The organism is Swingsia samuiensis, from assembly GCF_006542355.1.
Classification (GTDB): Bacteria; Pseudomonadota; Alphaproteobacteria; order Acetobacterales; family Acetobacteraceae; genus Gluconobacter; species Gluconobacter samuiensis.
On sequence record NZ_CP038141.1, the window covers coordinates 1,783,000 to 1,808,936 of the forward strand.

Here is a 25,937-nt window from a genome sequence, read left to right on the forward strand (position 1 = left end):
AGGTGATTGAAAAAAGAAAGATGTTTCATAAATGGCTGAAATGTTGAGAGTTGAGAAGAATATTCACTATAATAATGAGCCTTTAATACTTGTATTGCTTGACCTGAAGGCTTTGACTGCTTAATTTTTCAAGCAATCATGCAAAAAACACAGACACATACCCCTCTCGATGCTCTTGCTTCTGATGCGCCTTTGCCAAAAGCATGGCCTTTTGAAGAGGCGCGTAAGATTGCTGCCCATGTGCAGACAAAAGATGCTGCTGAGCCAGCTTTACTCGAAACAGGCTACGGCCCTTCCGGGTTACCTCATATCGGTACATTTGGTGAGGTTGCTCGAACCTCTTGGGTCCGTCAGGCTTTTGAGGCACTAACGGGGCGTTCAACGCGTTTGCTCGCATTTTCAGATGATATGGATGCGCTTCGTAAAGTGCCAACGAATGTTCCGCAGCAAGAGATGCTTGCGAAACATCTGGGTTTGCCTTTAACGCGTATTCCCGACCCTTTTGGCGAGTATGAGAGTTTTGCAGGGCATAATAATGCGCGTTTGCGCCAGTTCCTAGATAGCTTTGGCTTTGAATACGAGTTTGCTTCTTCTACAGATTATTACACATCCGGTATTTTTGATGCGGCGCTGCGCCGTATGTTGGAAGTTCATGACGAAGTCGTAGCAACGATTGTTCCGACACTAGGCCCAGACCGCCGAGCAACCTATTCTCCTGTTTTGCCAATTCATCCTGAAACCGGCCAGGTTATGCAGGTACCTGTAATCAAGGTTGATCCAGATGCTGGAACGGTTGTTTGGAAAGATGAAACCGGAAAGACATTTGAGACCCTCGTAACGGGTGGTCATGCCAAAATGCAATGGAAAGCTGATTGGGCCATGCGTTGGTATGCTTTGGGGGTCGATTATGAAATGTCCGGGAAGGACTTGATTGATAGTGTCAAACTCTCTTCCAAAATTTGCCGTATTCTAGGGAAAGAGCCTCCCGCAGGTTTGACGTATGAATTGTTCTTAGATGCTCAAGGGCAGAAAATTAGTAAATCAAAAGGAAACGGCCTGTCGGTTGAAGAATGGTTGAGATACGGAACACCTGAGAGTTTGGCTCAGTACATGTTTCAGCAACCTGCTCGTGCGAAGCGTTTGTTCTTTGATGTTATTCCACGCGCTACAGATGATTATTTGACGCTGGTTCAAAAGGCAGAAACGCAGGAAGACGCAGATTTAATGGCGAATTCAGCATGGTTTATTCATGCTGGGAAAATTCGTCCACAAGATACAAGTCCGGTATCTTATACAGCCCTGTTGAATCTCGCTAACGTCGCAAATGCAGATAAACCGGAAACTCTTTGGAAGTTTTTGCGTCGTTATGATTCAACGTTAACTCCTGAAACCCACCCTTATGTCGATAAGTTAGTGCGCTGTGCGTTAACGTATTTCAAGGAGCAGGTATATCCAAGTAAGGTATACCGCGCCCCTACAGACAAAGAGCGTAAAGGCTTGGAAGATCTAGCGGATGAGCTGCAGAAGCTTCAAGGCGATACGTCTCCAGCAGAGGTGCAGGACGTGGTGTTTGAAGTTGGAAAACGCTATTTTGAAAAGTCCGAACTGAGGTCATGGTTCGGCTGTCTTTATGAAGTTCTGCTCGGTCAGAAAGAAGGTCCTCGATTTGGGATTTTTGCTTCTTTATTTGGCCTTCCTGAGACAGTCGATCTAATTAAAGGCGCTTTGGCACGACCAGAAAGTGCTGAAGCTAATCAGGCATAAAATATGTCTTTACGGCAGGGTAATGAAGAGCTTGATTTTTCTTCTGACGTAGAAGAAAAACCATCTGAGAAAACGAAATGGCATGCGCTTTTGGCGCGTGCTCCGGCTCTTGTCGGGGTCGTGTTGCTTGTTGCTGCTGGGTTTGCAGTTTGGCGCGAATTACAACATCTTTCTTTGCATGATATTGTAAAAAGCCTTGAAGGGATTCCAACTTCTTCGCTTTTAGCTGGAGCCGGCGCAACCGTTCTTTCTTACTTTATTCTGTCTTTTTATGATCGCCTTGCCTGTTTACATATTCGTGTAAAAGTATCGTACGCTCGCTCTGCTTTTGCAGCATTTTGTTCGTATGTACTTTCTCATAACTTAGGGCTTGCTGCGATTTCTGGGGCGGCAGTTCGCTTCAGACTATATAAAAGCTGGGGGGTATCTCCAGCGAATATCGCTCAGATTATTGCCTTTTGCTCTGCGACATATTTTTTGGGGACATTAGCACTGGTAGGTTCAATACTTGCTCTTGAACCTCATAGTATTCCTGTTTTATCTCACTTGCCAGCTTTTGTGGTGCAGTTATGCGGGGTGGCATGCTGGGTTGTTTTGGGAGCGTATGTTTTTCTATCGCGTGCCAAACAGCACGTGAAAATTAAATCATATGAGATAGAAATTCCCAACACTAAAATTGCGCTGGCTCAGATTGTTGTAAGTGCCGCTGATATGGCCGCGACTGCGCTGATTGCTTACAGTGTTTTGCCACCATTGCCCCCAGAGGCTCATTTTGGGTTTGGTACTTTTCTGGCTATTTATATTGCATCCTACACAGCAGGACTGGTCGCAAGTGTGCCGGGTGGGTTGGGTGTCTTTGATACGGCTATGCTCTTAGCGCTCAAGCCGTATTTGCCTGTTTCTCAGATTATGGGTGCCATTTTAGTTTTTCGTTTGTTTTATTATATTATTCCTCTTGTTCTAGCTGGTGTCATGTTTGCTGGGCATGAGCTTTTCTTGAGAGGCGAACAGGCACTCGTTGAGGCCGGGCAGGCGACGTGTCGTGTAAGGCCAAGCCGGGTTATTCGTGAATCTGAAGCTGATTTCTCGGTTATTGTTGCAACAAGTGTGCAAGCTGTAGTTGGGATTGCCCTTGTATTTTATGCCATTATTGCAAGGCTCCCTGTTTTTCACAGCCCTTTTTGGTCTGCTGTTTCGCAGATTTCTGACTTGTTTTTAACGGTTATGGGTGTTGCCCTTGTAGGGCTTGCTCTGGGGTTATCAGAGCGTGTCACATTGGCATGGAAAGTATCGTTAGGCGTTTTAAGTTTTTCTGTTGCTTTGTTGATTTTAAGAGGTGCGCCTTGGGAAGCGTACCTGACGGTCTTATTGGTGATCTTACTGATTGCACCGTTTAGAGGGTGCTATTACCGCCGTGCTCACTTGTTATCTGCACCCTTAACGCCTTCTATGTTAGCTCCTTTTTCTATATGGGGCCTTGGGCTGGTCGGAATGGCTTGGGTTGCTGTGCAACGACACTTGGGCCCAATATGGTGGCGCTCCATGATTTATGATGCTCATACCGCGACAGGACGGTGGTTTTTGGGCGCTTCGGCTTTGTGTGGGGTCGTAGCTTTATGGATTGGGATGCGGCGGGCGCGTATTCGATTTGATGCATGGAATAGTGAGAATGAACACCATTATAAAAATCTCGCACATGCTTTGCAGGATATAGGGCCGCGCCGACCAAGTGGGCTATTATATGATGAGGCAAAGCGGGCTGCTGTCCCGTTTATCCGCTCCGGCGATTTTATAATCGGTCTTGGGGATCCTGCAGGACCAGAGCGTAATTCTATGGCTGCCATTTGGCGTTTGAGGGATTTTGCTGTTCAGGAAGGACGTAAGCTTGCTTTTATTCGCGTGGGAGAGTCATTCAGTGAAATTTATAGTGACTTGGATTTGATGGTATGGCCCGATGGGAGTGGTGAAAGTATCTGTTGTAGTGCGGGGGATTATCGTGGTATTCGGGCGTTTATAACGTCTGAGGAACGTCAGGCTCGAAAAAGGCGATTAGCATCTATGGTGAATGTCTCATCATTTATTCCTGACGTGGTGGATCCATGACTTTCCCGTCGAGTTTGGAAAATGCTGTAAATAGTTGGCTGATAGCCTTTCCAGCTCTTTTCTCAATCATAAATCCTATTGGCGCTTCCTTGATTTTTGCTCAAGCAACAGAAGGAAGAACCCGCAAAGAAGTTGTTGATCTTGCCCGGAAGGTTGCATTGAATTCACTGGGAATCATTCTGGTTTCTATGTGGTTCGGGAATGTGATTTTGTCCTTTTTCGGGATCAGTATGAATGCTTTGCGTATAACAGGTGGTTTGGTTGTAGCCTCTCGTGCATGGACACTTTTGCAGGCTCCGGCAGAACGAACAGAAGCGGTTAAAGAGAAACAGGCTTTGCAAGATGGAAAGACTGTTGCAGCACCTGATTTGATGGAACGGGCATTTTTTCCATTGGCTCTTCCTTTTACTGTGGGGCCGGGAAGTATATCCGTTGCGATTGCATTGAGTTCTTCTATTCCTCCGCATATGCCGTTAGCTGATTATTATATGGGCATTTCAGCAGCCGGAACAGCAATGGGAATTGTGATTGCTGTTGCATATACCTATGCAGAGCGAATTGTAGCGATGCTAGGTGTTGGCGGAGCACGAATAGTTAGTCGATTAGCCGCTCTGATTTTGCTTTCGATTGGTATTCAAATCCTGATTACGGGAATTCAAGGCTTTTCAGTAGATACAATACATCTGGCTCATAAAGAGCTTTAGGATCAATCGCGTAAAACGCGATTTGTCAGATCGCGCAGGTGGGGAATAACGAGGCCTTGAAACCACGGGTTTTGTTTTTCCCAAGCCGTTGTTCGCCAAGATGGGTGCGGAAGAGGGAAAAAACCTTTCTCAAGATGTGTACGAAAATGGAACACACGCTCGGTGACAGTCCCGCGCTCTAGGAAATAATTTTGAGCGTAGCTTCCAACAAGCAATGTTAATTTTATATTTGGTAATAGGTTTGTAACTCTTTGCCGCCATAATGGAGCACATTCGGTGCGAGGAGGGAGGTCTCCTCCCTTCGGGGCTTTCCCAGGGTAGCAAAGCCCCATTGGGAAAATAGCAATTTTATGTTGATTATAGAAATCTGTAGTAGAAAGATCGAGCCATTTTCTTAGACGATCTCCTGAGGGATCAGAAAAAGATTTGTTATTATGATGTGCTTTAGTGCCTGGTGCTTGACCTATAATTAATAGGCGAGCAGATGCGGCTATGTGAATGATTGGCCGTGCCCCCAAGGGAAGAAAGGGGGCACATACGCGACAGAGACGAATTTCTTTCTCAAGAGCAGAAAGGCGTTTTTGAAAAGATGGAGTATCAATCATTCATCTTCAGTGGGTAGGATGAAGTTGGGGTCCCAAGCGTAGCGTGCTTGAGGAATATAAACGGAATCTCCTCCAGATTTAACGCTTTCAAATAAGGTAATATGGTCAACGTCCATCGGTGGGCTACGAAAAAGATTATGCCGCTGGATCCAATGGGCTGTTTCTTCACGTAGAGAGGGTGCTGTATAGCCGATACTTATATGCGGATAGAACCGATTTTTGATGGGGGGGTACCCTGCTTTTCTGAAAAGAGTTTCGAGTTTGTTTTGGAGAGACAGGAGTGCGTCAGAACGTTCTATATTAATGATAAGTTTATCAGACACATCTCCCTCGAGGATACCAACCCCTGATAAAGAGAGAGGGAAAGGTTTCCAGTGGAGGGTGTTCAGCGCAGAATCCATGTCTTCTAGTAAATGGCGGTTGGTAATTTCTCCTGCAAAGCGCAGGGTAAGATGGTAGTTCTGAATGGGAACCCATTGGACATTTGGCATGGAGCCACGAAGTAGCGCGATGGATTGTTTAATTGGAGCGGATAGATCGATTGCGACAAATAGTCTCAAAGGAAGTTTTCCATTAACAAAAGTTTAAAGACACCGTAGGTTGGCTTGACCGTTTTGGTAAAATCACCACATTATTATTTAGAGTATAGTGGATTGGTGATTTAATCCACTTAATCGTTCGTTCATGCGGATGATTTTCTGGAAAAGGTGTTATGGCTTTTAATTCCAATTTTACCAAAGCTGGCGTGCAATCTGGGGCAGGGGCTCTTGATGCTGGGTTAAGGGCTTATATGTGCCGTGTCTTTAATTGGATGGCACTGGGGCTTTTGATAACCGGCGTAGTTGCTTTTGGCGTAGCTGAAACCTCTTTACGAGGATTTTTCTTTCACGCTGTAGAACTTTCGAACGGCAGTATTATGCTCCGTCCAACGTTGTTGGAGTGGGCTGCAATATTCTCCCCGCTGCTTTTTGTGATGAGCTTATCCGTTGGGATCAATCGTTTTTCACGGACTGCTGTGCAAGGGATATTCTTGGCTTTTAGCGCTGTAATGGGCGCGAGTATGGCCGGGATTTTATTGGCGTATACTGGGGTTTCAGTCGCACGTACTTTTTTTGTGTGTTCTGTTATGTTCGGTGGAATGGCTTTGTGGGGATATACCACAGGCTCCAATTTAATGCGGTTTGGTTCTTTTCTAATAATGGGCGTTTGGGGGATAATTATTGCGTCGTTAGTTAATATCTTCCTGCATAGTTCTGCGCTGTCTTTATTGGTTTCCATCATTGGAGTTGTGTTGTTTACAGCCTTAACGGCCTACGATGCTCAACGCATTAAAATTAACTACCAACAAAATTTGAGCTATGCTTCAGCAGAAGATATCGGCAAGTTCAGTATCTATGATGCTTTGAATATGTATCTGAACTTTGTGAATCTATTTCAGTTTTTGCTTCAGTTTACTGGTGATAGAAATAGCCGATAAGTTAAAAAAATATTTAGAAATACTCATAACAAGAAGGGAAGTTCTTTATGGACTTCCCTTTTTAGGACTAAAAAAGTCTTGATTTATTTGAAAATGCTTCGAAAATAAGATTAAAAAAAATTAATTTTATAACTTAAAATCTTTTATAAACTTTGTAAAAATAGCGATCTACAGCCATTCTTTCTGCTGTATAGGTTTTCCCCTCTGTTATTTGATGAAGACAAAGCCTTGTATTCTAAGTGATTCAGGCGGAATAGTTCCAAGTTAAGGGGAGCGTATTGCTCCCTACTGTTTGAAAGAATTTCAGGAGCAGATCGTGGATCTTGTTTTTGATTTCATAACGAGAATGAGAAAGGGAGCAGAGATGGCCACTGTTGGTAGCTTTGATGCGCACCTTATCTTGTCAAACCGCTACCGGTTTCAGAGACAGTACCGGATGGGATGATGAAAGCAGGACCGATGAAAAAACTCTGGCGATATCTTCCAGCGTTGCCGGCGCTGATGCTATCGGGATGTACGGTTGATCTTTTGCAACCGGCGGGTCCGGTTGGTGAACTGAACCGCAATGTACTTGTGATCGAATTTGCGGTCATGATGTGTATTGTGGTTCCCGTTTGCATTGCGACAGTATATTTCGCTTGGAAATATAGAGCATCGAATACAAAGGCAGAATATCTTCCTGATTGGAGCCATTCTACAAAAATTGAATACTTCATTTGGGGTATTCCAACAGTTATAGTGGCTATTTTGTCCGTTATGAACTGGTGGAGTACACATGTTTATGATCCTTACCGTCCTCTCCCCGCAGAGGTCGCAGGCACAAACAAACCTCTTAATGTTCAGGTTGTTGCATTAGACTGGAAATGGTTGTTTATTTACCCAGATTTGGGAATTGCAACAATTAACCAGCTTGATATTCCAACAAAGACAGCGTTGAATTTTCAAATTACGTCAGATTCTGTTATGACGGCGTTCTTTATTCCACGTCTTGGCTCAATGATATATGCGATGCCAGGAATGCAGACGCAGTTGCATTTGTTAGCTAGTCAATCTGGAGATTTTCTGGGGGAAGCATCTCAGTATAGTGGAGGTGGTTTCTCAGATATGAAATTCCGCGCTATCGCGATGCCTCAAGCTCAGTTTAATGAGTGGGTTGAGAAGGTAAAAAGCGAAAACAGCAGCTTGGATGCGACAACGTATTCTAAATATGCTGCACCACAGATTGCTGCTCCAGTACATTATTTTGCGCATGTTCAGCCTGAATTGTTTGATGGCATCGTTGCTAAATATAATAACGGCATGATGGTTGATAAAACGACAGGTAAAGTCATGCATATGCAGTCTGTATCAGATGCTGCATCGTCCGACACTGGCATGAAGGAATAACCGACAGATGCTGGGAAAACTCACATGGTCAGCTGTGCCGCTGGATGTGCCTATTGTTATGGCCACATTCGCTGGTGTAGCTGTTATTGGCCTCGCTGTGCTGGGGCTTATTACCTATTTTGGAAAATGGGGATATTTGTGGCGTGAATGGTTAACAACTGTTGATCATAAACGCCTTGGTGTCATGTATATTGTTGTGGCTCTGGTGATGCTGGTCCGTGGTTTTGCGGATGCCATCATGATGAGAACACAATTAGCAATGGCTTATGCAGGTAACCCCGGTTATTTGCCGCCACATCACTATGACCAGATTTTCTCTGCCCATGGAACGATCATGATTTTCTTCATGGCCATGGCATTTATGACTGGTCTTTTGAATATTGTTGTACCTTTGCAAATCGGTGCACGAGACGTAGCATTCCCATTCCTGAACTCCCTTAGCTTTTATATGACGCTAACGGGTGTTGTTCTTGTAATGGCATCATTGTTTATTGGTGAGTTTGCTCAATGTGGTTGGCTTGTTTATCCACCACTGTCAGAGATCCAGTTTAGTCCTGGGGTAGGTGTTGATTACTACATCTGGGCTGTTCAGATTTCTGGTGTTGGGACTTTGTTAACAGGTGTTAACTTCTTTACGACACTTGTGAAGATGCGGGCGCCTGGCATGGGTTGGATGCAAATGCCAGTTTTCTGCTGGACTGCATTGTGCACCACAGTGTTGATTATGACATCCTTCCCAATTTTAACGGTTGCGCTTGGCCTGCTAAGCCTTGATCGTTATTTGGGAATGCACTTCTTTACAAATGATGCTGGCGGTAACGCCATGCTGTACCTGAACCTGATTTGGGCATGGGGTCACCCAGAAGTTTATATTCTGATTATCCCAGCTTTCGGTGTTTTCTCAGAAGTTACAGCAACATTCTCACGTAAGCCGCTTTTTGGTTACAATACGATGGTATATGCGACATGTTCGATCATGGCGCTTTCTCTCGTCGTTTGGGTTCACCACTTTTTCACCATGGGTGCTGGAGCTAACGTAAATAGCTTCTTTGGTATTATGACGATGATCATTGCCGTGCCTACAGGTGTTAAAATCTTTAACTGGTTGTTCACAATGTATAAGGGCCGTGTTGAATTCACAGCTCCGATGTATTGGACGATCGGCTTTATGATCACATTCTCAATCGGTGGTATGACAGGCGTTATGATGGCTATGCCTGCTGCGGATTGGATCGTGCATAACTCACTGTTCCTGATTGCTCACTTCCATAACGTTATTATCGGTGGTGTGTATTTCGGTTATGTCGCAGGGATGGATTATTGGTTCCCGAAAGCATTCGGTTTTAAGCTGAATGAAAAATGGGGCAAACGCGCATTTTGGTGCTGGTTCTTCGGTTTCTACCTTGCTTTCGGACCTCTTTACATTCTTGGTCTTGAAGGTATGACACGCCGTCTTAACCATTATAACAATCCACAATGGCATCCATGGCTTCTTGTTGCTGAGGGTGGCGCAATTGTTGTTGCTATGGGAATTATTTGCCAGCTTACGCAAATTTACGTTTCCATACGTGACCGTAACCTTCCAGAAAACAGGGATCTTACGGGTGATCCATGGAATGGCCGTACGCTTGAATGGTCTATTTCTTCACCACCGCCTGCCTATAACTTTGCTGTTATGCCAAACATTCATGGTTTGGATACATTCCATGAAGATAAGAAGTTAGGCCGTCCAGCAACAGGGCATGCGATTGAACCTATTCATATGCCAAAGAATACAGCTGTAGGTGCAATTATTGGTGCCTTTGCAATCCTGTTTGGTTTTGCTGCGGTATGGCATATTTGGTGGGTCGTTGGCTTGTCATTCTTCGGGATCATTGTGACGGTAATTGCACGTAGTGCGAACCGTGATATTGATTATTACGTACCGGTTGATGAGATTGAGCAGCATGAGAGAGCTTTTGATCAGCGCATTGCTGCAGCTCAGCCAGCAGAGTAAAGGAGGCACATAATTTATGGCTCACGAAGCGTCTATGTCGCCTTTGGCACATGCCGATGATCATGGGGGAGAGCATCACGAATCCCCCGTGGTGTTTGGTTTCTGGCTTTACCTGATGACCGACTGCGTTCTGTTTGGTTCAATTTTCGCAGCATTTGCTGTCTTGCGCCATCAGTATGCTGGGGGTCCAACAGGGAAAGACTTGTTTGATCTTAAGAATGTTGGAATAGAAACAGCAATCTTGCTTGTTTCCTCCATTACCTATGGCTTTGCTTCACTCAGTGCGATGGCAAAGAAAAAGGGAATGGTTTTGTTATGGTTGCTAGTAACATTTCTTCTTGGCCTTTCATTCGTAGGGTTGGAAGTAACTGAATTCCATAACATGATTGCAGAGGGTAATGGGCCAGATCGTTCAGCGTTCTTGTCAGCATTCTTTACGCTGGTGGGAACTCACGGTCTGCACGTTAGCTTTGGTCTGCTTTGGATGGTGGTTTTGATGTTCCAGATGTGTGGTGCACAGGGCTTGTCCGAACGGATGATGAATAAGCTGGCTTGCTTAAGCTTGTTCTGGCACTTTCTTGACATTGTCTGGATCTGTGTTTTCTCCTTCGTTTATCTGGCAGGAGTAATGTAATGACCCAAGCTCCAACAACGACAATGACAAGTGATAGCCACGGTTCGTATGGATCGTATCTTGTTGGGTTTATTCTAGCTGTTATTTTGACCGTCGCGTCATTTGCAGTTGTTATGAGCCACGCATTCTCTCCAACAGTTACTATGTCCCTACTTGGGGTTTTGGCTGTTGTGCAGATTATCGTTCACTTGATCTTTTTCTTGCACTTGAATACGAGCACAGAGCAAAGCTGGAATTTGTTGGCTTTCTTTGTGGCTGCAGCAACGGTGGTTATCGTTGTAGGTGGTGTGCTCTTTGTGATGCACGACACAGCCGTCAATATGATGTCTCGTTAATTCTTTTGTAGAATTATAAAAGAGAAAAAGGCCGACAGAATTAAATCTGTCGGCCTTTTTTGTATTAAGATGTATGGTAAAAAAAATACCGGACATAAAAGCCCGGTACTTTAAAGAGCGCTTTATAAGATATTAGTCTTTGTGAGGGTTTTCAGACAAAAGCTCAGCTTTGTTGGGTTTGTCTTTCCATTCTTCTGCATCTGCTGGCTGTTCTCCCTTGCGGGTAATATTAGGCCATTGCGCAGAGAACTTAGCGTTAATTTCAATCCATGGTGTAGAGCGGTTATCGCTGTCTGGGAAAATCGCTTCAGCAGGGCATTCTGGCTCACAGACCCCGCAATCAATGCATTCATCAGGATTGATCACAAGAAAGTTTTCGCCCGCATAAAAGCAGTCAACAGGACAAACTTCAACGCAGTCCATAAACTTGCACTTGATACAGTTCTCTGTAACGACGTAACTCATCGGTTTCTCCAGTAATTTTAATGCTTGCTTGGGTTGGTTTTACCACAAAATTTAAACTGTGCTTGATGGTATGCGAATGTTTGCCGAGAGATGCAAGGTTCTTAGCACATTTCTTCAATAATTTCGTATAATAAAGCAGCTTCTTTTGCTGGCCCTCGACGCTCACCAAGGGCTAAAACTCTCCATACTCGTACAGATTGATGAGGGGAAAAAGGTGGGAGGGTAAGAATATCCCCCACACGAAGTTTTGCGTGTGGTTTATTGGTGGGTTGGTTATTAATTCGGATACGTCCTTTTTGAATAGTGGCTGCGCAGATGGCACGTGTCTTTGCAATCCGTGCATAATAAAGCCATTGATCTAAACGTTGATAAGGTTCGCTCATATATTATTTGATTGTAAGGGTGGCCAAGGCGGCGAAAGGACTATCAAAGTGGTTTTTTCGAGAAGGCTTTCTTTTGTTCTGCAAGGCTTGCGGAGGTCGCCGGGAACTGCGGGTCTGTTGATGGGAAAGTAACATAAGAGGAGATGGTGGCCCAAAGAGATTTGGCTTTAAAACGGCTGGAGGGTGGTGTGCTATTCCCAAGCTTGAGAGGGTAGAGGAGATAGCGGTATTCTTTATGCCTAAACGCGAGGCGATGTTATTAGGAGCAACATGATGGCGTTTATGGGTTAAGGACGACATTTCTCGGATAAATTTTTCAGCAATATCAATGCGCAGACCATATCCTCCGGCTTTTAGCCATCCAGGCATCTTGGATACGGTTTCCCAAGGGAGAGATATACGGCTTGCTGGTGTGAAGCTAATGGGCTGATTTCTATGAACATGATTTAAAAATGTAAGAATATTGAGAGGTCGTTCTCGGAAGAAAGCGGGAAGAAAAATAAAAAAACGGCCAATCATGATGCCCATTTTATGAAGGTATTTTCGGTCTCGACTAGAAATTTTATGGTCACTAGGCAGAGTTGGAGTGATGGCTCCATCTTCAAATAAACGATGTAAAATACCTCGCAAGACAGGCGTATCCGTAGCTGCTCTGTTCGCTTTGAATAATAGGTTGAGCTCATTGCGCAAGAATGACGTTATAAAGTGTTGCAAGCGTTGCTCGACAAGGAGTTTTTGGTTGCTATCAGCAAACTCTCCCGCAAAAAGTTTAATCTTGGGGTCAAGAATAGCTGGTCCAGAAATAAGCTTCCCTAACGGCTTTCCATTCCAGGAAATAACCCCTGATGTAATATCTAAATTGAGTTCCTGATCGGGTGTGTTTTGCAATAATTTGATGCGGCGTGGAATTTCTTGCAGAAGGGCTTTGCGTCCTGCACGTAAGATTAATTCTTGATCAGGGCCGTGTGTGACGTCTGTTTGTAACGTGAAGCCTTCAATTTTCCCAATATTATGGCCTTCTACTATGACGTGCCCATCCGCCGTAACAGCAGAAAGTAAATTTTGGTCTGTCTCTGCGTCAAAGCGTCTTAAAAGTGTGGTGGCTCGTCGGTCCACAAAGCGTGCAGTAAGGCGTTCATGCAAAGCATCTGAAAGGAGGTCTTCCACTTCACGGGTGCGTTCTTGCCATATTGTGGAATGGCGGCTCCATTCGCCTCGTGCTGCAACATAGGAGCACACGCGTACACCTGTCAGGCGGTGCATGAGTGTATCAATATCACCATCTGTTCTCGAAAAACCACGAATATGGCTTTCAAACCATTGGGCAGGAATGGTGCCGTCTTTGAGGATATGAAGAAATAACCGACCACATAATCGTGTGTGGCTGTCATCTCCGAGTTTACGGAAGTCTGGAATTTGGCAGACTTCCCACAGAAGAGAGGTAGCACGTCGGCCTTTAGCGACAGCTTGTATGTCAGGATCGAGAATAAGGTTTTCTAATGTTATGACATCAGATGCCACGCGCCCGGCAGTCAAACCACGCGTAGGTGGTGCAACGGTAAGACTTGCTAATAGAGCACGTGGGTTCGTGAAGTCTAATTGGCTGTTGCGCCAATAGAGACGTTGAAGAGGGTCAAAACGGTGCTGCTCGATCGCCTCTACGGTTGCGCCTGACATGGGAGGGCAGTCTGCTGTGGTACCGAAAGAGCCGTCTTTCATTCCTCTTCCCGCACGGCCTGCAATTTGTGCAATTTCTTGAGGGAAAAGTGGTCGAGGTGATGTTCCATCAAACTTGGAGAGTTGAGCGAGCGCAACATGGTCGACATCCATGTTTAAACCCATGCCAATGGCATCTGTTGCGACAAGATAGTCGACTTCACGATTTTGATAGAGCTCTACTTGCGCGTTCCGGGTTCGGGGGCTGAGCTGCCCCATGATGACAGCACATCCCCCACGGCGCCTACGAATGACTTCTGCTAGAGCGTATACTTCCGCCATTGAGAAAGCGACGATGGCGGAGCGGGGAGGAAGGCGGGAAAGTTTTGTCGGCCCCGTATTGCTCAGATTGGATAGTCGGTTTCGAATGTCAATTTCAATGCCGGGAATAAGTCTTTGTAAGAGGGGGCGTATGGTTTCAGCGCCGAGAAAAAGTGTTTCGACCGTTCCTCGAGCGTTAAGAATGCGATCAGTAAAAATATGGCCGCGGTCTGGATCAGCAGCGAGTTGTATTTCATCAACAGCGACAAATTCAGCTTTTCGGTCCAAAGGCATTGCTTCAACCGTACAGGAGAACCATTTGGCTCCTGGAGGAATAATTTTTTCTTCTCCAGTAATAAGAGCGACAGACCGCTCTCCCTTTGCTTTGACAAGGCGCTCGTAGTTTTCGCGTGCGAGTAGACGTAAGGGAAAGCCGATAATTCCAGATGAGTGCGCCATCATGCGTGTTAATGCATAATGGGTTTTACCGGTATTGGTTGGACCAAGTGCTGCACGTATAGTGCTTGGCATGGTATGGTGTAGTGTGTGAGATGCACTCTTCATAATCTCATGGTCGTGGTCTTAAGGAAGAAAAGCAAGTTCTAGAACAGCATCAGACATAATATTTTAGGAAAAAATGATGAAAAACACCCCTGAATTACCATTTGTATCCCTTTCAGATGCTTCTTTCGTAAGGGACTTGCATATTGTTTCAATACAGAATGACTTGGTCATTAAGAATCTTACGGCTCCTTTTTCGGAATTTTTGGCAGGACAAGGATTTTCCGTTTCTGCAGGTTCTTTCGTGCTTATTCCCGGTGGGAACGGTGTTGACGGCGCGTTGTTCTGTATTGACCCATCTGAGCAGAATGATCCGACTGTTTTTGGGAAATTAGGGAGTGCTTTGCCGAAAGGTGACTGGCGTATTGTGTTGCACGATCTGGATGAAGTTGTTCGCCAAACAGCTTTAATTGGATTTGGTATGGGGGTGTATCGTTATCATGTTGCTGAACGTACAGAATCTCAAAAAGTTAGAATTGTTATTTCTGAAGTAGATTCGAAGGCAGTATCGGTTCTTAGGGCTAATTGGTTGGGGCGAGACCTCATCAATACACCTGCAAATTTGTTAGGCCCTCAGGAGTTGGCACAATGCGCGCAAGATGAATTGGTCGCACGTGGAGCCGAAGTTTCTGTTGTACAAGGGGATGACTTAGAGAAAGAATATCCTTGTCTGGCTGCGGTGGGGGCTGGTTCGGACCGTGCATCTGCGGTTGTTATCGCACGATGGAAAGCACGGGAAGGGGCACCAAGAATATCACTCGTTGGAAAAGGTGTATGTTTCGACACGGGTGGGTATGACCTTAAACCTGCGTCCGGAATGTTACGGATGAAAAAGGATATGGGTGGAGCAGCGTTAATGCTGTCTGTGATGGCTGCTGCCATCGATATGCAACTGGACGTGGATTTGGAGCTCCGCCTTGGGTGTGTTGAAAATAGTGTTTCTGGGCATGCTATGAGGCCGGGAGATGTGCTTCTGACACGCAGCGGTCGTTATGTTGAAGTTGGCAATACAGATGCAGAAGGCCGCTTAGTTCTTTGTGATCTTTTAGCAGAGGCATCAGAAAGTCACCCAGATTATATTATCGATGCTGCCACTTTAACAGGAGCAGCTCGTGTGGCTCTTGGCCCTGATTTGCCAGCTTTATTTAGTAATGATGATGTTTTGGCTGATTGTCTTTTAAAAGCGGGGGAGAAAGCGGCTGATCCCCTATGGCGTTTGCCTTTGTGGAAAAAATACGATCAGTGGTTGGATAGCAAAATTGCAGATTTAAATAATGTAACATCCAAACCTATGGCTGGGGCGATTACCGCAGCTCTGTATCTTCAGCGCTTTATTCCCGAAAGTCAGAAATGGGCTCATATTGATACGTATGGATGGAATGATTCGACAACATATGGCCGGCCTGAAGGGGGTGAAACTTTGGCACTTCATGCCGTTTTGGGAATGATTTCAGACATCAAGCCGGTATTCGCAAAATGAGGGGCTGCATTGCACTATAATTTTTAACACATCGAAACGGATTTATTGTAAGATGGTTACGTAAGGGCAGTTAAGTATCATTTATTAAATTGCGTGCAGCTTGTTTTGATAACACCACTTGTGAAATTGTTTCGGAGCACCAAGATAAAGCAAACTGCGCTTTGATCTTGATATTTGATGAAGCCCGTATGTCTAATTTGCCGCAGAGGCGGTTTCATTCCCTCGCTAAAACAGGGGGGAATATAATTTATGGAGAAGAAAATGCCTCAGGCTAGCAATGATCAATTGTTAAACTTGTTGTGCGATACAGTTTCATCAATGGTTCGTCGTGATGGACCAGATCTTTCTGCGCGTCAGCTTGCTGTTTTTTTGACGTGTTATTTGAAAGAGGGAGCGCATACCGTTCGTGGTTTGGCATCAGATTTAAAAGTCTCTAAACCAGCCATTACACGTGCATTGGACCGGTTAGGGGAGCTCGATCTCGCTCGTCGTAAGGTGGATCCTTTGGATCGTCGGTCTGTTTTGGTTCAGCGTACGTTAAAAGGTTCTGCTTTCTTGCGTGAAATGCGTGCTGTTATGATTGAGGCAGCCGATGGGCGCAGCCTTGTTCAGGAAGAGCGCCTGGCTACATCTGTGGAGCGCATTACACCCCGTCGCGCTGCGGGTTAATTTACCACCGTTCTTTCACGCGGGCTTTGGCTCGTGTGAAAATATATCCTGTCCAAAGGAACTGTGGGATCATAATTGTAATAAAGGCCGTTGATAAAGGGAGTGTTAGAAACATGATTGCTCCCCATATCGTAAAGAGCCAGTAAATGAGTGTAACGAGAGGCATCGGCAAACCAGAGCGCACAGCAAGCTGGTAGAGATGCCCACGATGGGCATGGGCCAGTTTATCTCCTGCTAGCGCTCGCCGAACGAGCGTAAAGCTGACATCCCATAAAATTCCAGCCAGTAATGCGATAACGAAAAGTGTTACCTCGTAATCTTTGGACATTGCAGCCCAAGCCATAATGAGTGCACCGGCTTGGCTGCCAACATCTCCCATAAAAATTTGAGCTTTAGGAAAATTCCATGGAAGGAAGGCTGCAAAACAGAGGGCCAGCAAATCCAAGGGAATAGAATGCACATTGACGGCGGCCAGAAGAAAGGCAGCCAACATCATTGTGCCAGCAGCAAGGCCATTAATGCCGTCGATAAAATTGAGAGCATTTGTGATGAAGACAGATAAAAGCAAAATAGGAATAATGTAGGCCCAAGGTACAGATGTGCTCATAAAGATGAGCATGCTCGCAATGAATTGTGCAGCTAACTTATAACGCGCTGGAAAAGAATAGATATCGTCAAGCCATGAGATCAGCGCTAAAAAGGCCACGCCACACATAAGACAGAGTGTAGGGATATTAAAAGCAGACTGGCCTGTTGCAATATGACATAAAGGAAGACAGATCAGAAAAGCACCAATGATCCCGATCCCTCCACCTTTTGGTGTGGGGCGTGTATGAGAACTACGATGGCCGGGATGATCCATGACACCAGCCCGGATCATCACGATTATGAGGGCTGAACAAATTAATATTGCAGCACAGTCTGGTAGTACAAAACCAGAAAGAAATGAGTTTAACGAAAAGAGCATGATCTGACTTTATGGTATTTGGTGTTTTAGCGCTATAAGGGAGATGTGAAAGTGACGCTATCTCCCGACTCCCATTCTTTATTTGGCTCATCCTCAAAGAGTAAGAGCAACACGACGGTGCGTGCGCGTCGTATTGCTCTTAACGTTTTGTTTGATGGTGTTGTTTCTGCACTAGCAGCGCCTTTCGCTCGCTGGCTTGCGGATCCTCATGGTGGGTTGTTGCATCCTTTATGGTTTATTGCAGGAGGGGGGATTACGCTTTTAGTGAGTGGTGTTCCTTTTCGGATGCCGCAGCAATATTGGCGTTTTTCAGGAGTAGCAGATCTTTTTAGTATAGCTTGTGCGTCGGCTTTAAGCGCAATTCTGTTTACTCTTTTGCTTTGGGTAACGGGATATCCTGATCCGAGTCTGACCTTCCCTATCATTTATGCTCTTGTTTTGCTGACATCCTTAGGGGCCATCCGGATGGGATGGCGTCTGGCGGCACGTCGAAAGAATTTTTTTGCGGAGAGAGAGCGCGTTATATTGCTGGGTGCTGACTATGAGGCAGATCTTTTTATACGCGCGATGGAGAGAGATCATCAAAAGGCTCGGCGTGTCATTGGGCTATTAACAGGGCGCCATCAGGTGGGACGCCGTATCCATAGTTCGCCGATTATGGGAACGATTGATGAAGTGCCGAGTATTTTGGAGAAGATGGCACATAATCATAAGTTGCCAGATACGTTGGTTATTACTTCTCCGGAGTTAAGAGGCGCTAAACTCTCACAAATTCTGGATGCTGCACGGCAGTATGGTGTGGATGTTCAGAGAACGCCGTCTCTGACGGCCTTAAAGCCTGCGGATAGTGTTGAGCTTCGCCCTATTGCTATTGAAGATTTATTAAACCGCCCACAGGTTGCTCTTAACTCAGAAGGGATGAGCCGTCTTATAGCGGGGCAGGTGATTGCTGTAACAGGAGCAGGTGGGAGCATTGGTTCAGAACTAGTTCGGCAAATTGCCCAATTTGAGCCGCAAGCTATTCTTTTAATTGAGAATAGTGAATATGCGCTTTGGCAAATCGATCTAGATCTCTTAGATCGTGCCCCGAATATTCAAAGATATCGTATCATTGCAGATGTCCGTGATCGGAAAAGGATTGCGGAGGTTTTTGAGCAATATCGTCCGCATGTTGTTTTTCATGCGGCTGCACTGAAACATGTTCCTCTTGTGGAAGCCAATCCAATTGAAGGCGTGCTGACCAACGTTATTGGGACACGTATTGTACTGGACGAATCTGAGCGGGCCAATGTTCAGGCTCTGGTGATGATTTCAACAGATAAGGCTGTAAATCCATCGAGTTTGATGGGGGCGAGCAAAAGATGTGCTGAAATTTATGGTCAGGCTCTGGATATGCGCGCCCGTGCAGGTCAGGGCGGTTTGCGTTGTGTGACTGTGCGGTTCGGGAATGTGTTGGGTTCGACAGGATCTGTTGTACCGTTATTTCGCCGGCAGCTTGAACAAGGTGGGCCTTTGACGGTGACCCATCCAGATATGACGCGGTATTTTATGACTATTCCAGAAGCCGTCGGCTTAGTGCTTCAAGCCGCCGTGCGTGGAACACAGGATACAGCAGGCGAACAAGCAACAGATTTGCGTTTAAAGCAGGGTGGTATTTTCGTTTTGGATATGGGAGATCCAGTTCGGATTATGGATCTGGCTTATCAAATGATCCGCTTGGCTGGTTTAAAGCCCGAAGTTGATATTGAAGTGCGCGTAACAGGCTTGCGTCCTGGTGAAAAATTGTATGAAGAACTTTTTCATGGTCGAGAAGCCCCTGTGCCGACCGATGCTCCCGGCTTGCGTATTGCCTCTCCTCGGACAGTGGACTTTGAGATTGTTTCCCAAGCGATGGATGATCTCGAAAAGGCATGCGCTCATGAAGATATAACAGAAGTGATGTCCATTCTTTATCGACTGGTGCCAGAATTTAATCATAATTGGGAAGGAAAGGTATCGTCGGGTTTGGTCGATACACCTTCTGAGAAAGAGGTAGAACCGCATGAGTAATCCAATTGCCTTCCTTGATTTGCCTCGCCAACAAAAACGTTTGCAAGGTACAATTCAACGCCGAATTGATACCGTTCTTCAACACTGTCGCTTTGTGATGGGGCCTGAAGTTGAGGAGTTAGAACAGCGGTTGGCAGCCTTCGGCGGGGCTAAATATGCTATTGGTGTTTCTTCGGGAACAGATGCATTGTTGATGGTTTTGATGGCCGAACAGGTTGGCCCTGGAGATGCTGTTTTTCTTCCTGCGTTTACTTACACGGCAACGGCAGAAGTTGTTCTTCTTTTAGGGGCAACGCCCGTTTTTGTGGATGTTGATCCGAACACTTTTCAAATCAGTTTGTCTTCGCTTGCGCAGCGGGTTGAGGATGTAAAAAAAGCGGATGAACTGGATCCAAGAATTATTATTGGTGTAGATTTATTTGGGCAGCCCGCTCCGTGGAATGAACTGAAGTCTTTCGCTCAAAAGGAAGGGCTGATTTTAATTGCAGATTGTGCACAGTCTTTCGGTGCTTCTTATCAGGGGCGTCGCCTTGGGCATGAAGCACGTGCAACAACATTATCTTTCTTCCCATCCAAACCCTTAGGTGGGTATGGAGATGGGGGTGCTATTCTAACAGATGACGAGGATTTAGCCGCACAATACCGCTCTTTGCGCACGCATGGAGAGGGGAAAACCCGATATGAAGTTGAAAAGATCGGGATTAATGGTCGGCTTGATACGTTGCAGGCTGCTGTTCTTCTTGCGAAGTTAGATGCATTCGAGGGAGAGTTGGAACGGCGTGAGCAAATTGCCACAATGTATGATGCAGGAATGCCAGCTGGTATTGTGGCTCCTGCGCGTGTCCCCAATAGCAAAAGCGCTTGGGCCATTTATACGGTCTTGTTGCCGAATGAAGAAAAAAGGAATGATTTGCAGTCTTTTTTGAAAGAAAAAGGGATTCCGACGGCTATTTATTACCCTAAACCATTACACTATCAGCCTGCATATCAAGAACACCATGATGGGGCTTCTTTACCTGTATCGGAAGGTTTGGGAGCGAAGGTTTTAGCGCTGCCTATTCATCCTGAATTAACAGATGATGAGGTAGAAAGAATAATAAAAGCGTTGAATGAATGGTCTAAAGACAATCTGTCATGAGACGTGAGCATAAGTTTTTAATGTTATTTGGCGTTGCTGTTTTCGTTCCGGTAAGCGTGATTTGGTATGTTGCTTGGCCGCTCATTCATCCGTGGGATTTACCTCAGGTGGATCAGGGAGAGATGGTTAAGCCGATCAAACATCGTTTAACGGATGACGAAACTAGGCAGGTTAATACGTGGATTCAATCACATAAGACAGGGTGGGGGCCACAAGGAGAGCTGCCGCCTTCGCAAGGGAATATTGTTATTTCAATGCAAGGGGCAGATTTGAAAAAATCGGTTATTCTCTCGATTTGGAAAAATCGGCATCAGCCTTATGTACTAGGTATTCAGCTTATGGAGCATGGTCCATATAGGATGCATACCTATGACAAAGAAGATTTGAAAGATCTGAAAGTGTTGGGTGTTCAGTAAGGTTTAAGACATCATATATTATTTTGGCACTCATAATAACGAGAGCCAAAATAATAAACCAATTTATGATTCTTTAGAATCTGCTTCTGAGGTGTCTGAATTTTCATCCTCTGGAGAGATTTCGCCAACAATGCGGCGTGTATGATCTTCATCTTCCAATGGTGCTGTTGCTTTATTTCCCATTGCGAGAAGGGCAGCTGTTATTGGAGACGCAAGGATTAGACCGGGTAATCCGAGGATAGAACTGAAAACCGTCTGAGACAGAATGGCTAATGCCGGAGGCATATGCACGGCGTGCCGTTGAATGAAGGGCGCTAGAACATTTCCTTCAAAGAACTGAATGACGCTATATAGGATCGCAACGAAGAGTGCTTCTTGTGGCCCTTGGGAGAAACCAAGTATGATGGCTGGAACAGCCCCCATAATAGCCCCAATATAGGGAATAAAGTTACACAACCCAGCGACGACGCCTAGCGCCAGCGCTAAGGGCACACCAATAAGGCTTAGTCCAATCCCTGATAATAACCCGACAACAAGCATATCGAGCGCTTGTCCTGCCGTCCAAGCCCATAGGGTGGAACCTGCTGCCATTAAAAGCTCGCGCGTACCATTGCGATGCGGAGGTGGAACGAGGCGCAATAGGCCATCAATATAAATGGCTGGTGAGAGAGCGAAATAAAGACCGGCAATTGCAATAACAGCAACGGTACCGATTACACCAAAAGCACTGCTTAAAAGGCCTGTAACAGAGCCTGCAATTCCAGAACTCCAAGAGGTAAGACCGGCTGTGGTTTTATCGTTTCCACCTAAAGCTGCGGGCCAATGATCGAGAATCATTTTCCCAAGAGTGTTGTTTGAAAGCTGTGTTTTCAGGTCACCCGATTGCTGAGTAAGGGCGTCTTTTAGGCGGATAAACTGATCGCTAATTTGTGGCCCGCTGCTCCAGAAAAGAGCAACAATAGCAAGCAGAATGACGAGGGTAACTAATCCAACCGCAGCTTGATAAGGGATAAAAGGCAGGCGACGTCGTAACATACGCGCCAAGCCATGCAGAACAATAGCAAGGAGTGCCGCAGCGAAAACGACAGCCAGAACGTCTTTCATGAGCCATAATGAAAGCATAATGGCAGCGATAGACAGCGTTATGCGTAATAACCCTGCAATCTTCCCCAGCTCTCGTGCAGGAGGGTTTGTTTCGCTTTGTTCTTGCGGACTAGAAAAAGAAAAGTGGATCAAATCGAGGGGAATCCTTTTTAATCGAGGCTGAAGAAACAGTCTTGAATCATGAAGGCTTTACGCTTCGAGTTTGGAAAACGTTCATCGCCTTATGATAATTTCTTTGTAAGGTTCTTATGGATCAGCCTCCGAGTAGGAACATTATTGCATTAATGAATTCTCTAATTCGGTTTGTATTTCAAGCCAAACCTCCTCGATTTCTTCTTGTTTCGCATTTAAAGCACTTAGATGTGTATTTAATGCTACAATCTCATCAGAATTACTTGTTTCATAAAGGTTAGGATCTGCCAGCTTTGTTTCGATTTGTTGTTTTTCTTTGGCAATACGCGTGAGTTGTTCTTCCGCATCCCGACCTTTTTTGCGTAGTGGGGCAAGAGCACGAGTTTGTTCTTTGCGTTCTTGTCTGCGTTGGGCTGCTGAGAGTTCAGGTTTGTGCTCTGATTTTTCTTTCTGATTGGTTTTAATTCGTTCTGAATTTTCTGAACGTGCTTTTCTCGCCCGTTCAGTCAACCATTCTTTATATTCAGCCATATCACCTTCGAAAGGCGATATGGTTTGATTTTCGACAAGCCAAAAGCGATCTGCAACAGATTCGACGAGATGGCTATCATGGCTAATGAGAATAACTGCACCATTAAACTCTGCCAGAGCACGAATAAGTGCATCACGTGCATCAAGATCAAGGTGGTTGGTGGGCTCATCCAGAATGAGTAAATGAGGGGCTTCTCGTGTGGAAAGGGCTAAAAGCAAACGGGCTTTTTCCCCGCCAGAAAGCTCAGAAACACGGTTTTCAGCGCGGTCAGCATCGAGGCCAAAACGTGCGAGCTGTGCACGAACTGCAACGGGTGTTGCGTCAGGCATGGCGCGGGCCATATGATCGACAGGTGTATCGGTCAGAACAAGTTCATCCGCTTGATGCTGAGCAAAATAACCGATTTTGAGCTTTGAAGAATGATTATAGGAGCCACTCATAGGCTCTAAACGGCCAGCAAGAAGCTTGGCGAATGTTGATTTTCCTCGCCCATTTTGACCAAGAAGCGCAATTCGATCTTCGTTATCAAGCCTTTGATTTAATCCTTGAAGAACGACACGGCCGTCATATCCAAGGGTTACCTGATCTAGCGTGATCATTGGCGGGGGGAGAGGTTGAGGTTCGGGAAAAGAGAAGCGTGTTGGCGTATCTTCAACAACACTGTCGATTTGAGGAAGGCGCTCTAAAGCCTTTAAACGAGCTTGGGCTTGTTTGGCTTTTGTGGCTTTTGCACGGAAACGGTCTACGAACGATTGCATATGAGCGCGTTGAGCGGCGACACGCTCTGCCATACGATTTTGTTGGAGCATTTTTTCTGTACGGATCCGCACAAAATTATCATACCCACCAGGCGTTAGGCTGAGTTTGAGTTGATCGAGGTGGGCAATTGCATCAACCGTATTATCAAGCAGTGAACGATCATGGCTAACAATGATCGCTGCTCCAGAAAATTTGGCGAGCCATGATTCGAGCCAAAGTGTTGCTTCGATATCAAGATGGTTGGTCGGTTCATCAAGCAGCAGAAGGTCGGGGTTCAGGAAAAGAGCGGTTGCTAATGAGACGCGCATTCTCCACCCTCCCGAAAAGTCTGAGACGGGTTTTAATTGTGCTTCCTGATCAAAGCCAAGGCCAGAGAGAATCGCACCAGCTCGGGCAGGAGCCGTGTGTGCATCAATGGCGATTAATCTTTCATGAATATCCGCGATACGGGTTGGATCTGTTGCTGTTTCGGCTTCGTGTAATAGTTTTGTACGTTCGATGTCACCTTCAAGAACCGTATCAATAAGGGATGTATTTCCAGAAGGGGTTTCTTGCTTAACACGCCCCATTGTTGCGCGGTTGGCGAGAGTAATTGTGCCACTATCTGGAGAAATATCTCCTGCAATGGCGCCTAGGAGTGTTGATTTTCCTGCACCATTTTTGCCGATAAGACCAATTTTACGACCGGGATCGACACTGAGAGAGGCATCTTCCAGAAGAGGGCGACCAGCGATACGAATGGTTAAATCTGTAATGGTGAGCAGGCTCACAAATGCCTCAATCAATTATAGATGTGAAAAAAGTGTTATAGATCTATCAGGAACGATCATTTTGCTCTAGTGGATGGGTGGATTTTCGTTTTATCTCGTAGGAGAAAAAAGATGGCTGTAGAACGCACACTTTCAATTATTAAACCAGACGCAACAAAGCGTAACCTTACAGGTAAAATTAACGCTGTTTTTGAAGGCGCTGGCCTTCGCATCGTTGCTCAAAAACGTATTCACCTAACAGAAAAGCAAGCTGGTGCGTTTTATGCTGTGCATAAAGAGCGCCCTTTCTATGGTAGCCTTGTTGCTTCCATGATTGCTGAGCCAGTTGTTGTTCAGGTTCTTCAAGGTGAAAACGCTGTTGCGAAAAACCGTGAAGTTATGGGTGCAACAAACCCAGCTGATGCAGCAGAAGGAACAGTTCGTAAGCTTTTTGCGGAAAGCATCGAAGCAAACTCTGTTCACGGTTCTGACAGCCTAGAGAATGCTAAGAACGAAATTTCTTTCTTCTTTGCTGAGACAGAAATTCTTCCATAATTTTTTGGATTATTTGGTAAGAAGAGGCCCCAGAGTTTTGCTCTGGGGTTTTTTATTTATAGACTTATTTTTAAATGATTGTTTCTGATAATGCTTTGAATTTTACAGATGGAATAACAAAGCAGAAAGGGAGTTCTGTGGCGCCAATAGAGGTTAGAAAGGCTCCTGGTTTGTAATGGGTAACGTCAATAGGTATGGCAGAAGCAATATTTATTGGAAGATCAATGTCAGCTGACGAAAGAGTTTGTAAATTTTCAACTAGTCTTACAGCTGTATCTTGGTAGCAGAGTTTATCAAGAGCAGTCTCATACGAATTAAAAAAAGTAGAGAATGGTTTGGGCAAATTCTGAGAATGGCTTTTTATTCCCCCAATAGCCCAGTTTGGAGAGCTTCCATTGTCATTTACTCCACTGATCCAGCGCTCTTTATTACCAGATGACGTGACTATATGCTGGAAGGGTTTACCGTAGTGTGAATTCATAACGTCGCTGAAAAGACGTGTCCCTACGGCATATAGAGGGTTATTGAAGGTATTATTGAGAAAAAGGACTGTTGGTTTCGTGACAGGCTTATGATTGACCTCTTCTAGATATAGTCGCCAGTTGCTTTGTAAGGGAGAAGGGAAGAAATGCCGCGCCTTGCCTAATGCTGAAGGGCCAAAATGGCCATGTTGATAGGTCAAAATTGTAAGAATTGTATAGCCATTGTGTTGTAGTAAAGAACAGTTATTGGGAACGAGGTGAGCGATATTTTGGATAGGCACAATCCAATTGGCGTACAGGATATTACGGACATCACTTTCCAGAACGAGAAAAGGCAAGTGCTTAAAAAGTTGACGTATTTTATTTCTTAATGAGATATTATTGGCGAGAGTATTTTGAATCATCCCAATGAAATTATTGGATGGCGATATATAACGAGAGATAATATTAGACATTTAATTAGCCTATTTGATCGTCACTAAATATCTGACTTATATAGAAGATATCGCTTCTAA

The 25,937-nt window shown here is 45.2% G+C and carries 23 protein-coding genes; 14 read left to right on the forward strand and 9 right to left on the reverse strand.

Translation table 11 applies throughout. The features are described from left to right. Positions 1–138: 138 nt before the first annotated feature. From E3D00_RS08470 to E3D00_RS08480, 3 genes are read left to right on the forward strand one after another with little or no spacing between them, the layout of a single operon-like run. Positions 139–1,764, forward strand: a complete 1,626-nt coding sequence (locus tag E3D00_RS08470) for a lysine--tRNA ligase (RefSeq protein WP_141461683.1) — start codon at positions 139–141, stop codon at positions 1,762–1,764. Between the two features lie 3 nt (positions 1,765–1,767). Then, entirely contained in the window at positions 1,768–3,867 is a 2,100-nt protein-coding gene (locus E3D00_RS08475; protein ID WP_141461685.1) for a lysylphosphatidylglycerol synthase domain-containing protein, read from the forward strand. Further along, positions 3,864–4,571 carry a MarC family protein gene (locus E3D00_RS08480; protein ID WP_141461687.1) on the forward strand — a complete coding sequence of 236 codons (708 nt, stop codon included), beginning with the start codon at positions 3,864–3,866 and terminating at the stop codon, positions 4,569–4,571. The genes E3D00_RS08475 and E3D00_RS08480 overlap by 4 nt, the downstream gene beginning before the upstream one ends. A 2-nt stretch (positions 4,572–4,573) precedes the next feature. On the opposite strand, the gene E3D00_RS08485 is transcribed toward E3D00_RS08480, so the two are convergent. Both E3D00_RS08485 and thpR read right to left on the reverse strand, forming a co-directional pair. Then, positions 4,574–5,176, reverse strand: a complete 603-nt coding sequence (locus tag E3D00_RS08485) for a uracil-DNA glycosylase family protein (RefSeq protein ID WP_141461689.1) — start codon at positions 5,174–5,176, stop codon at positions 4,574–4,576. Next, positions 5,173–5,736, reverse strand: coding sequence for an RNA 2',3'-cyclic phosphodiesterase (thpR, locus tag E3D00_RS08490; protein ID WP_141461691.1), 564 nt, complete (start codon positions 5,734–5,736; stop codon positions 5,173–5,175). Before thpR ends, E3D00_RS08485 begins: the two co-directional genes overlap by 4 nt. A 152-nt stretch (positions 5,737–5,888) precedes the next feature. On the opposite strand from thpR, the gene E3D00_RS08495 reads away from it, so the two are divergent. From E3D00_RS08495 to cyoD, 5 genes are all read left to right on the forward strand, one after another. Continuing rightward, positions 5,889–6,653 carry a Bax inhibitor-1/YccA family protein gene (locus tag E3D00_RS08495; protein ID WP_141461693.1) on the forward strand — a complete coding sequence of 255 codons (765 nt, stop codon included), beginning with the start codon at positions 5,889–5,891 and terminating at the stop codon, positions 6,651–6,653. 441 nt (positions 6,654–7,094) lie between these two features. Beyond that, positions 7,095–8,039, forward strand: coding sequence for a ubiquinol oxidase subunit II (cyoA, locus tag E3D00_RS08500; RefSeq protein WP_141461695.1), 945 nt, complete (start codon positions 7,095–7,097; stop codon positions 8,037–8,039). A gap of 7 nt (positions 8,040–8,046) precedes the next feature. Then, entirely contained in the window at positions 8,047–10,035 is a 1,989-nt protein-coding gene (gene cyoB, locus E3D00_RS08505) for a cytochrome o ubiquinol oxidase subunit I (RefSeq protein ID WP_141461697.1), read from the forward strand. Between the two features lie 16 nt (positions 10,036–10,051). After that, positions 10,052–10,669, forward strand: coding sequence for a cytochrome o ubiquinol oxidase subunit III (gene cyoC, locus E3D00_RS08510; RefSeq protein ID WP_141461698.1), 618 nt, complete (start codon positions 10,052–10,054; stop codon positions 10,667–10,669). Continuing rightward, positions 10,669–11,004 (forward strand): cytochrome o ubiquinol oxidase subunit IV, encoded by a 336-nt coding sequence (gene cyoD, locus E3D00_RS08515; RefSeq protein WP_141461700.1) that lies wholly within the window; start codon positions 10,669–10,671, stop codon positions 11,002–11,004. Before cyoC ends, cyoD begins: the two co-directional genes overlap by 1 nt. A 132-nt stretch (positions 11,005–11,136) precedes the next feature. Here the strand turns inward: cyoD and fdxA are convergent, their stop codons facing one another. The 3 genes from fdxA to E3D00_RS08530 form a co-directional block, all read right to left on the reverse strand. Next, the gene (gene fdxA / locus E3D00_RS08520; protein WP_141461702.1) at positions 11,137–11,469 is read right to left on the reverse strand and encodes a ferredoxin FdxA; all 333 of its coding nucleotides are present in this window, start codon (positions 11,467–11,469) and stop codon (positions 11,137–11,139) included. Positions 11,470–11,570: 101 nt separating this feature from the next. Then, positions 11,571–11,852: an RNA-binding S4 domain-containing protein gene (locus E3D00_RS08525; RefSeq protein ID WP_141461705.1), complete on the reverse strand. Its 282-nt coding sequence runs from the start codon at positions 11,850–11,852 to the stop codon at positions 11,571–11,573. A 3-nt stretch (positions 11,853–11,855) separates the two neighbouring features. After that, positions 11,856–14,393, reverse strand: coding sequence for a helicase-related protein (locus tag E3D00_RS08530; RefSeq protein ID WP_246091410.1), 2,538 nt, complete (start codon positions 14,391–14,393; stop codon positions 11,856–11,858). 73 nt (positions 14,394–14,466) lie between these two features. Between E3D00_RS08530 and E3D00_RS08535 the strand changes: the two genes are divergently transcribed. Then, complete coding sequence (locus E3D00_RS08535; RefSeq protein WP_246091411.1) at positions 14,467–15,870, forward strand: leucyl aminopeptidase family protein; 1,404 nt, start codon at positions 14,467–14,469, stop codon at positions 15,868–15,870. 261 nt (positions 15,871–16,131) lie between these two features. Next, entirely contained in the window at positions 16,132–16,539 is a 408-nt protein-coding gene (locus E3D00_RS08540; RefSeq protein ID WP_141461707.1) for a MarR family transcriptional regulator, read from the forward strand. Between the two features lies 1 nt (position 16,540). On the opposite strand, the gene E3D00_RS08545 is transcribed toward E3D00_RS08540, so the two are convergent. After that, positions 16,541–17,506 carry a glycosyltransferase family 4 protein gene (locus tag E3D00_RS08545; RefSeq protein WP_141461709.1) on the reverse strand — a complete coding sequence of 322 codons (966 nt, stop codon included), beginning with the start codon at positions 17,504–17,506 and terminating at the stop codon, positions 16,541–16,543. 117 nt (positions 17,507–17,623) lie between these two features. On the opposite strand from E3D00_RS08545, the gene E3D00_RS08550 reads away from it, so the two are divergent. The 3 genes from E3D00_RS08550 to E3D00_RS08560 are packed head-to-tail and all read left to right on the forward strand — an operon-like array spanning position 17,624 to position 21,109. Then, complete coding sequence (locus tag E3D00_RS08550) at positions 17,624–19,555, forward strand: polysaccharide biosynthesis protein (RefSeq protein ID WP_246091535.1); 1,932 nt, start codon at positions 17,624–17,626, stop codon at positions 19,553–19,555. Further along, positions 19,548–20,693 carry a DegT/DnrJ/EryC1/StrS family aminotransferase gene (locus E3D00_RS08555; RefSeq protein WP_141461713.1) on the forward strand — a complete coding sequence of 382 codons (1,146 nt, stop codon included), beginning with the start codon at positions 19,548–19,550 and terminating at the stop codon, positions 20,691–20,693. Before E3D00_RS08550 ends, E3D00_RS08555 begins: the two co-directional genes overlap by 8 nt. Then, the gene (locus tag E3D00_RS08560; RefSeq protein WP_141461715.1) at positions 20,690–21,109 is read left to right on the forward strand and encodes a hypothetical protein; all 420 of its coding nucleotides are present in this window, start codon (positions 20,690–20,692) and stop codon (positions 21,107–21,109) included. The genes E3D00_RS08555 and E3D00_RS08560 overlap by 4 nt, the downstream gene beginning before the upstream one ends. A gap of 63 nt (positions 21,110–21,172) precedes the next feature. Here E3D00_RS08560 and E3D00_RS08565 read toward each other — a convergent pair whose 3' ends face one another. Both E3D00_RS08565 and E3D00_RS08570 read right to left on the reverse strand, forming a co-directional pair. Beyond that, complete coding sequence (locus E3D00_RS08565) at positions 21,173–22,342, reverse strand: AI-2E family transporter (RefSeq protein WP_141462448.1); 1,170 nt, start codon at positions 22,340–22,342, stop codon at positions 21,173–21,175. A 144-nt stretch (positions 22,343–22,486) separates the two neighbouring features. Next, a complete protein-coding gene (locus E3D00_RS08570) occupies positions 22,487–24,406 on the reverse strand; it encodes an ABC-F family ATP-binding cassette domain-containing protein (protein WP_141461717.1) in 1,920 nt (639 codons plus the stop codon). Positions 24,407–24,517: 111 nt separating this feature from the next. Between E3D00_RS08570 and ndk the strand changes: the two genes are divergently transcribed. Beyond that, entirely contained in the window at positions 24,518–24,940 is a 423-nt protein-coding gene (ndk, locus tag E3D00_RS08575) for a nucleoside-diphosphate kinase (RefSeq protein WP_141461719.1), read from the forward strand. A gap of 70 nt (positions 24,941–25,010) precedes the next feature. On the opposite strand, the gene E3D00_RS08580 is transcribed toward ndk, so the two are convergent. Then, a complete protein-coding gene (locus E3D00_RS08580; RefSeq protein WP_141461721.1) occupies positions 25,011–25,877 on the reverse strand; it encodes a DUF2071 domain-containing protein in 867 nt (288 codons plus the stop codon). Between the last annotated feature and the right edge of the window lie 60 nt (positions 25,878–25,937).

What these genes read in the sequence shown, in the direction of transcription:
- E3D00_RS08470 (WP_141461683.1), top strand. Translation starts at nt 139, where the DNA reads ATGCAAAAAACACAGACACATACCCCTCTCGATGCTCTTGCTTCTGAT.
- E3D00_RS08475 (WP_141461685.1), top strand. Translation starts at nt 1,768, where the DNA reads ATGTCTTTACGGCAGGGTAATGAAGAGCTTGATTTTTCTTCTGACGTA.
- E3D00_RS08480 (WP_141461687.1), top strand. Translation starts at nt 3,864, where the DNA reads ATGACTTTCCCGTCGAGTTTGGAAAATGCTGTAAATAGTTGGCTGATA.
- E3D00_RS08485 (WP_141461689.1), bottom strand. Translation starts at nt 5,176, where the DNA reads ATGATTGATACTCCATCTTTTCAAAAACGCCTTTCTGCTCTTGAGAAA.
- E3D00_RS08495 (WP_141461693.1), top strand. Translation starts at nt 5,889, where the DNA reads ATGGCTTTTAATTCCAATTTTACCAAAGCTGGCGTGCAATCTGGGGCA.
- cyoA (WP_141461695.1), top strand. Translation starts at nt 7,095, where the DNA reads ATGATGAAAGCAGGACCGATGAAAAAACTCTGGCGATATCTTCCAGCG.
- cyoB (WP_141461697.1), top strand. Translation starts at nt 8,047, where the DNA reads ATGCTGGGAAAACTCACATGGTCAGCTGTGCCGCTGGATGTGCCTATT.
- cyoC (WP_141461698.1), top strand. Translation starts at nt 10,052, where the DNA reads ATGGCTCACGAAGCGTCTATGTCGCCTTTGGCACATGCCGATGATCAT.
- cyoD (WP_141461700.1), top strand. Translation starts at nt 10,669, where the DNA reads ATGACCCAAGCTCCAACAACGACAATGACAAGTGATAGCCACGGTTCG.
- fdxA (WP_141461702.1), bottom strand. Translation starts at nt 11,469, where the DNA reads ATGAGTTACGTCGTTACAGAGAACTGTATCAAGTGCAAGTTTATGGAC.
- E3D00_RS08525 (WP_141461705.1), bottom strand. Translation starts at nt 11,852, where the DNA reads ATGAGCGAACCTTATCAACGTTTAGATCAATGGCTTTATTATGCACGG.
- E3D00_RS08530 (WP_246091410.1), bottom strand. Translation starts at nt 14,393, where the DNA reads ATGAAGAGTGCATCTCACACACTACACCATACCATGCCAAGCACTATA.
- E3D00_RS08535 (WP_246091411.1), top strand. Translation starts at nt 14,467, where the DNA reads ATGATGAAAAACACCCCTGAATTACCATTTGTATCCCTTTCAGATGCT.
- E3D00_RS08540 (WP_141461707.1), top strand. Translation starts at nt 16,132, where the DNA reads ATGCCTCAGGCTAGCAATGATCAATTGTTAAACTTGTTGTGCGATACA.
- E3D00_RS08545 (WP_141461709.1), bottom strand. Translation starts at nt 17,506, where the DNA reads ATGCTCTTTTCGTTAAACTCATTTCTTTCTGGTTTTGTACTACCAGAC.
- E3D00_RS08555 (WP_141461713.1), top strand. Translation starts at nt 19,548, where the DNA reads ATGAGTAATCCAATTGCCTTCCTTGATTTGCCTCGCCAACAAAAACGT.
- E3D00_RS08560 (WP_141461715.1), top strand. Translation starts at nt 20,690, where the DNA reads ATGAGACGTGAGCATAAGTTTTTAATGTTATTTGGCGTTGCTGTTTTC.
- ndk (WP_141461719.1), top strand. Translation starts at nt 24,518, where the DNA reads ATGGCTGTAGAACGCACACTTTCAATTATTAAACCAGACGCAACAAAG.
- E3D00_RS08580 (WP_141461721.1), bottom strand. Translation starts at nt 25,877, where the DNA reads ATGTCTAATATTATCTCTCGTTATATATCGCCATCCAATAATTTCATT.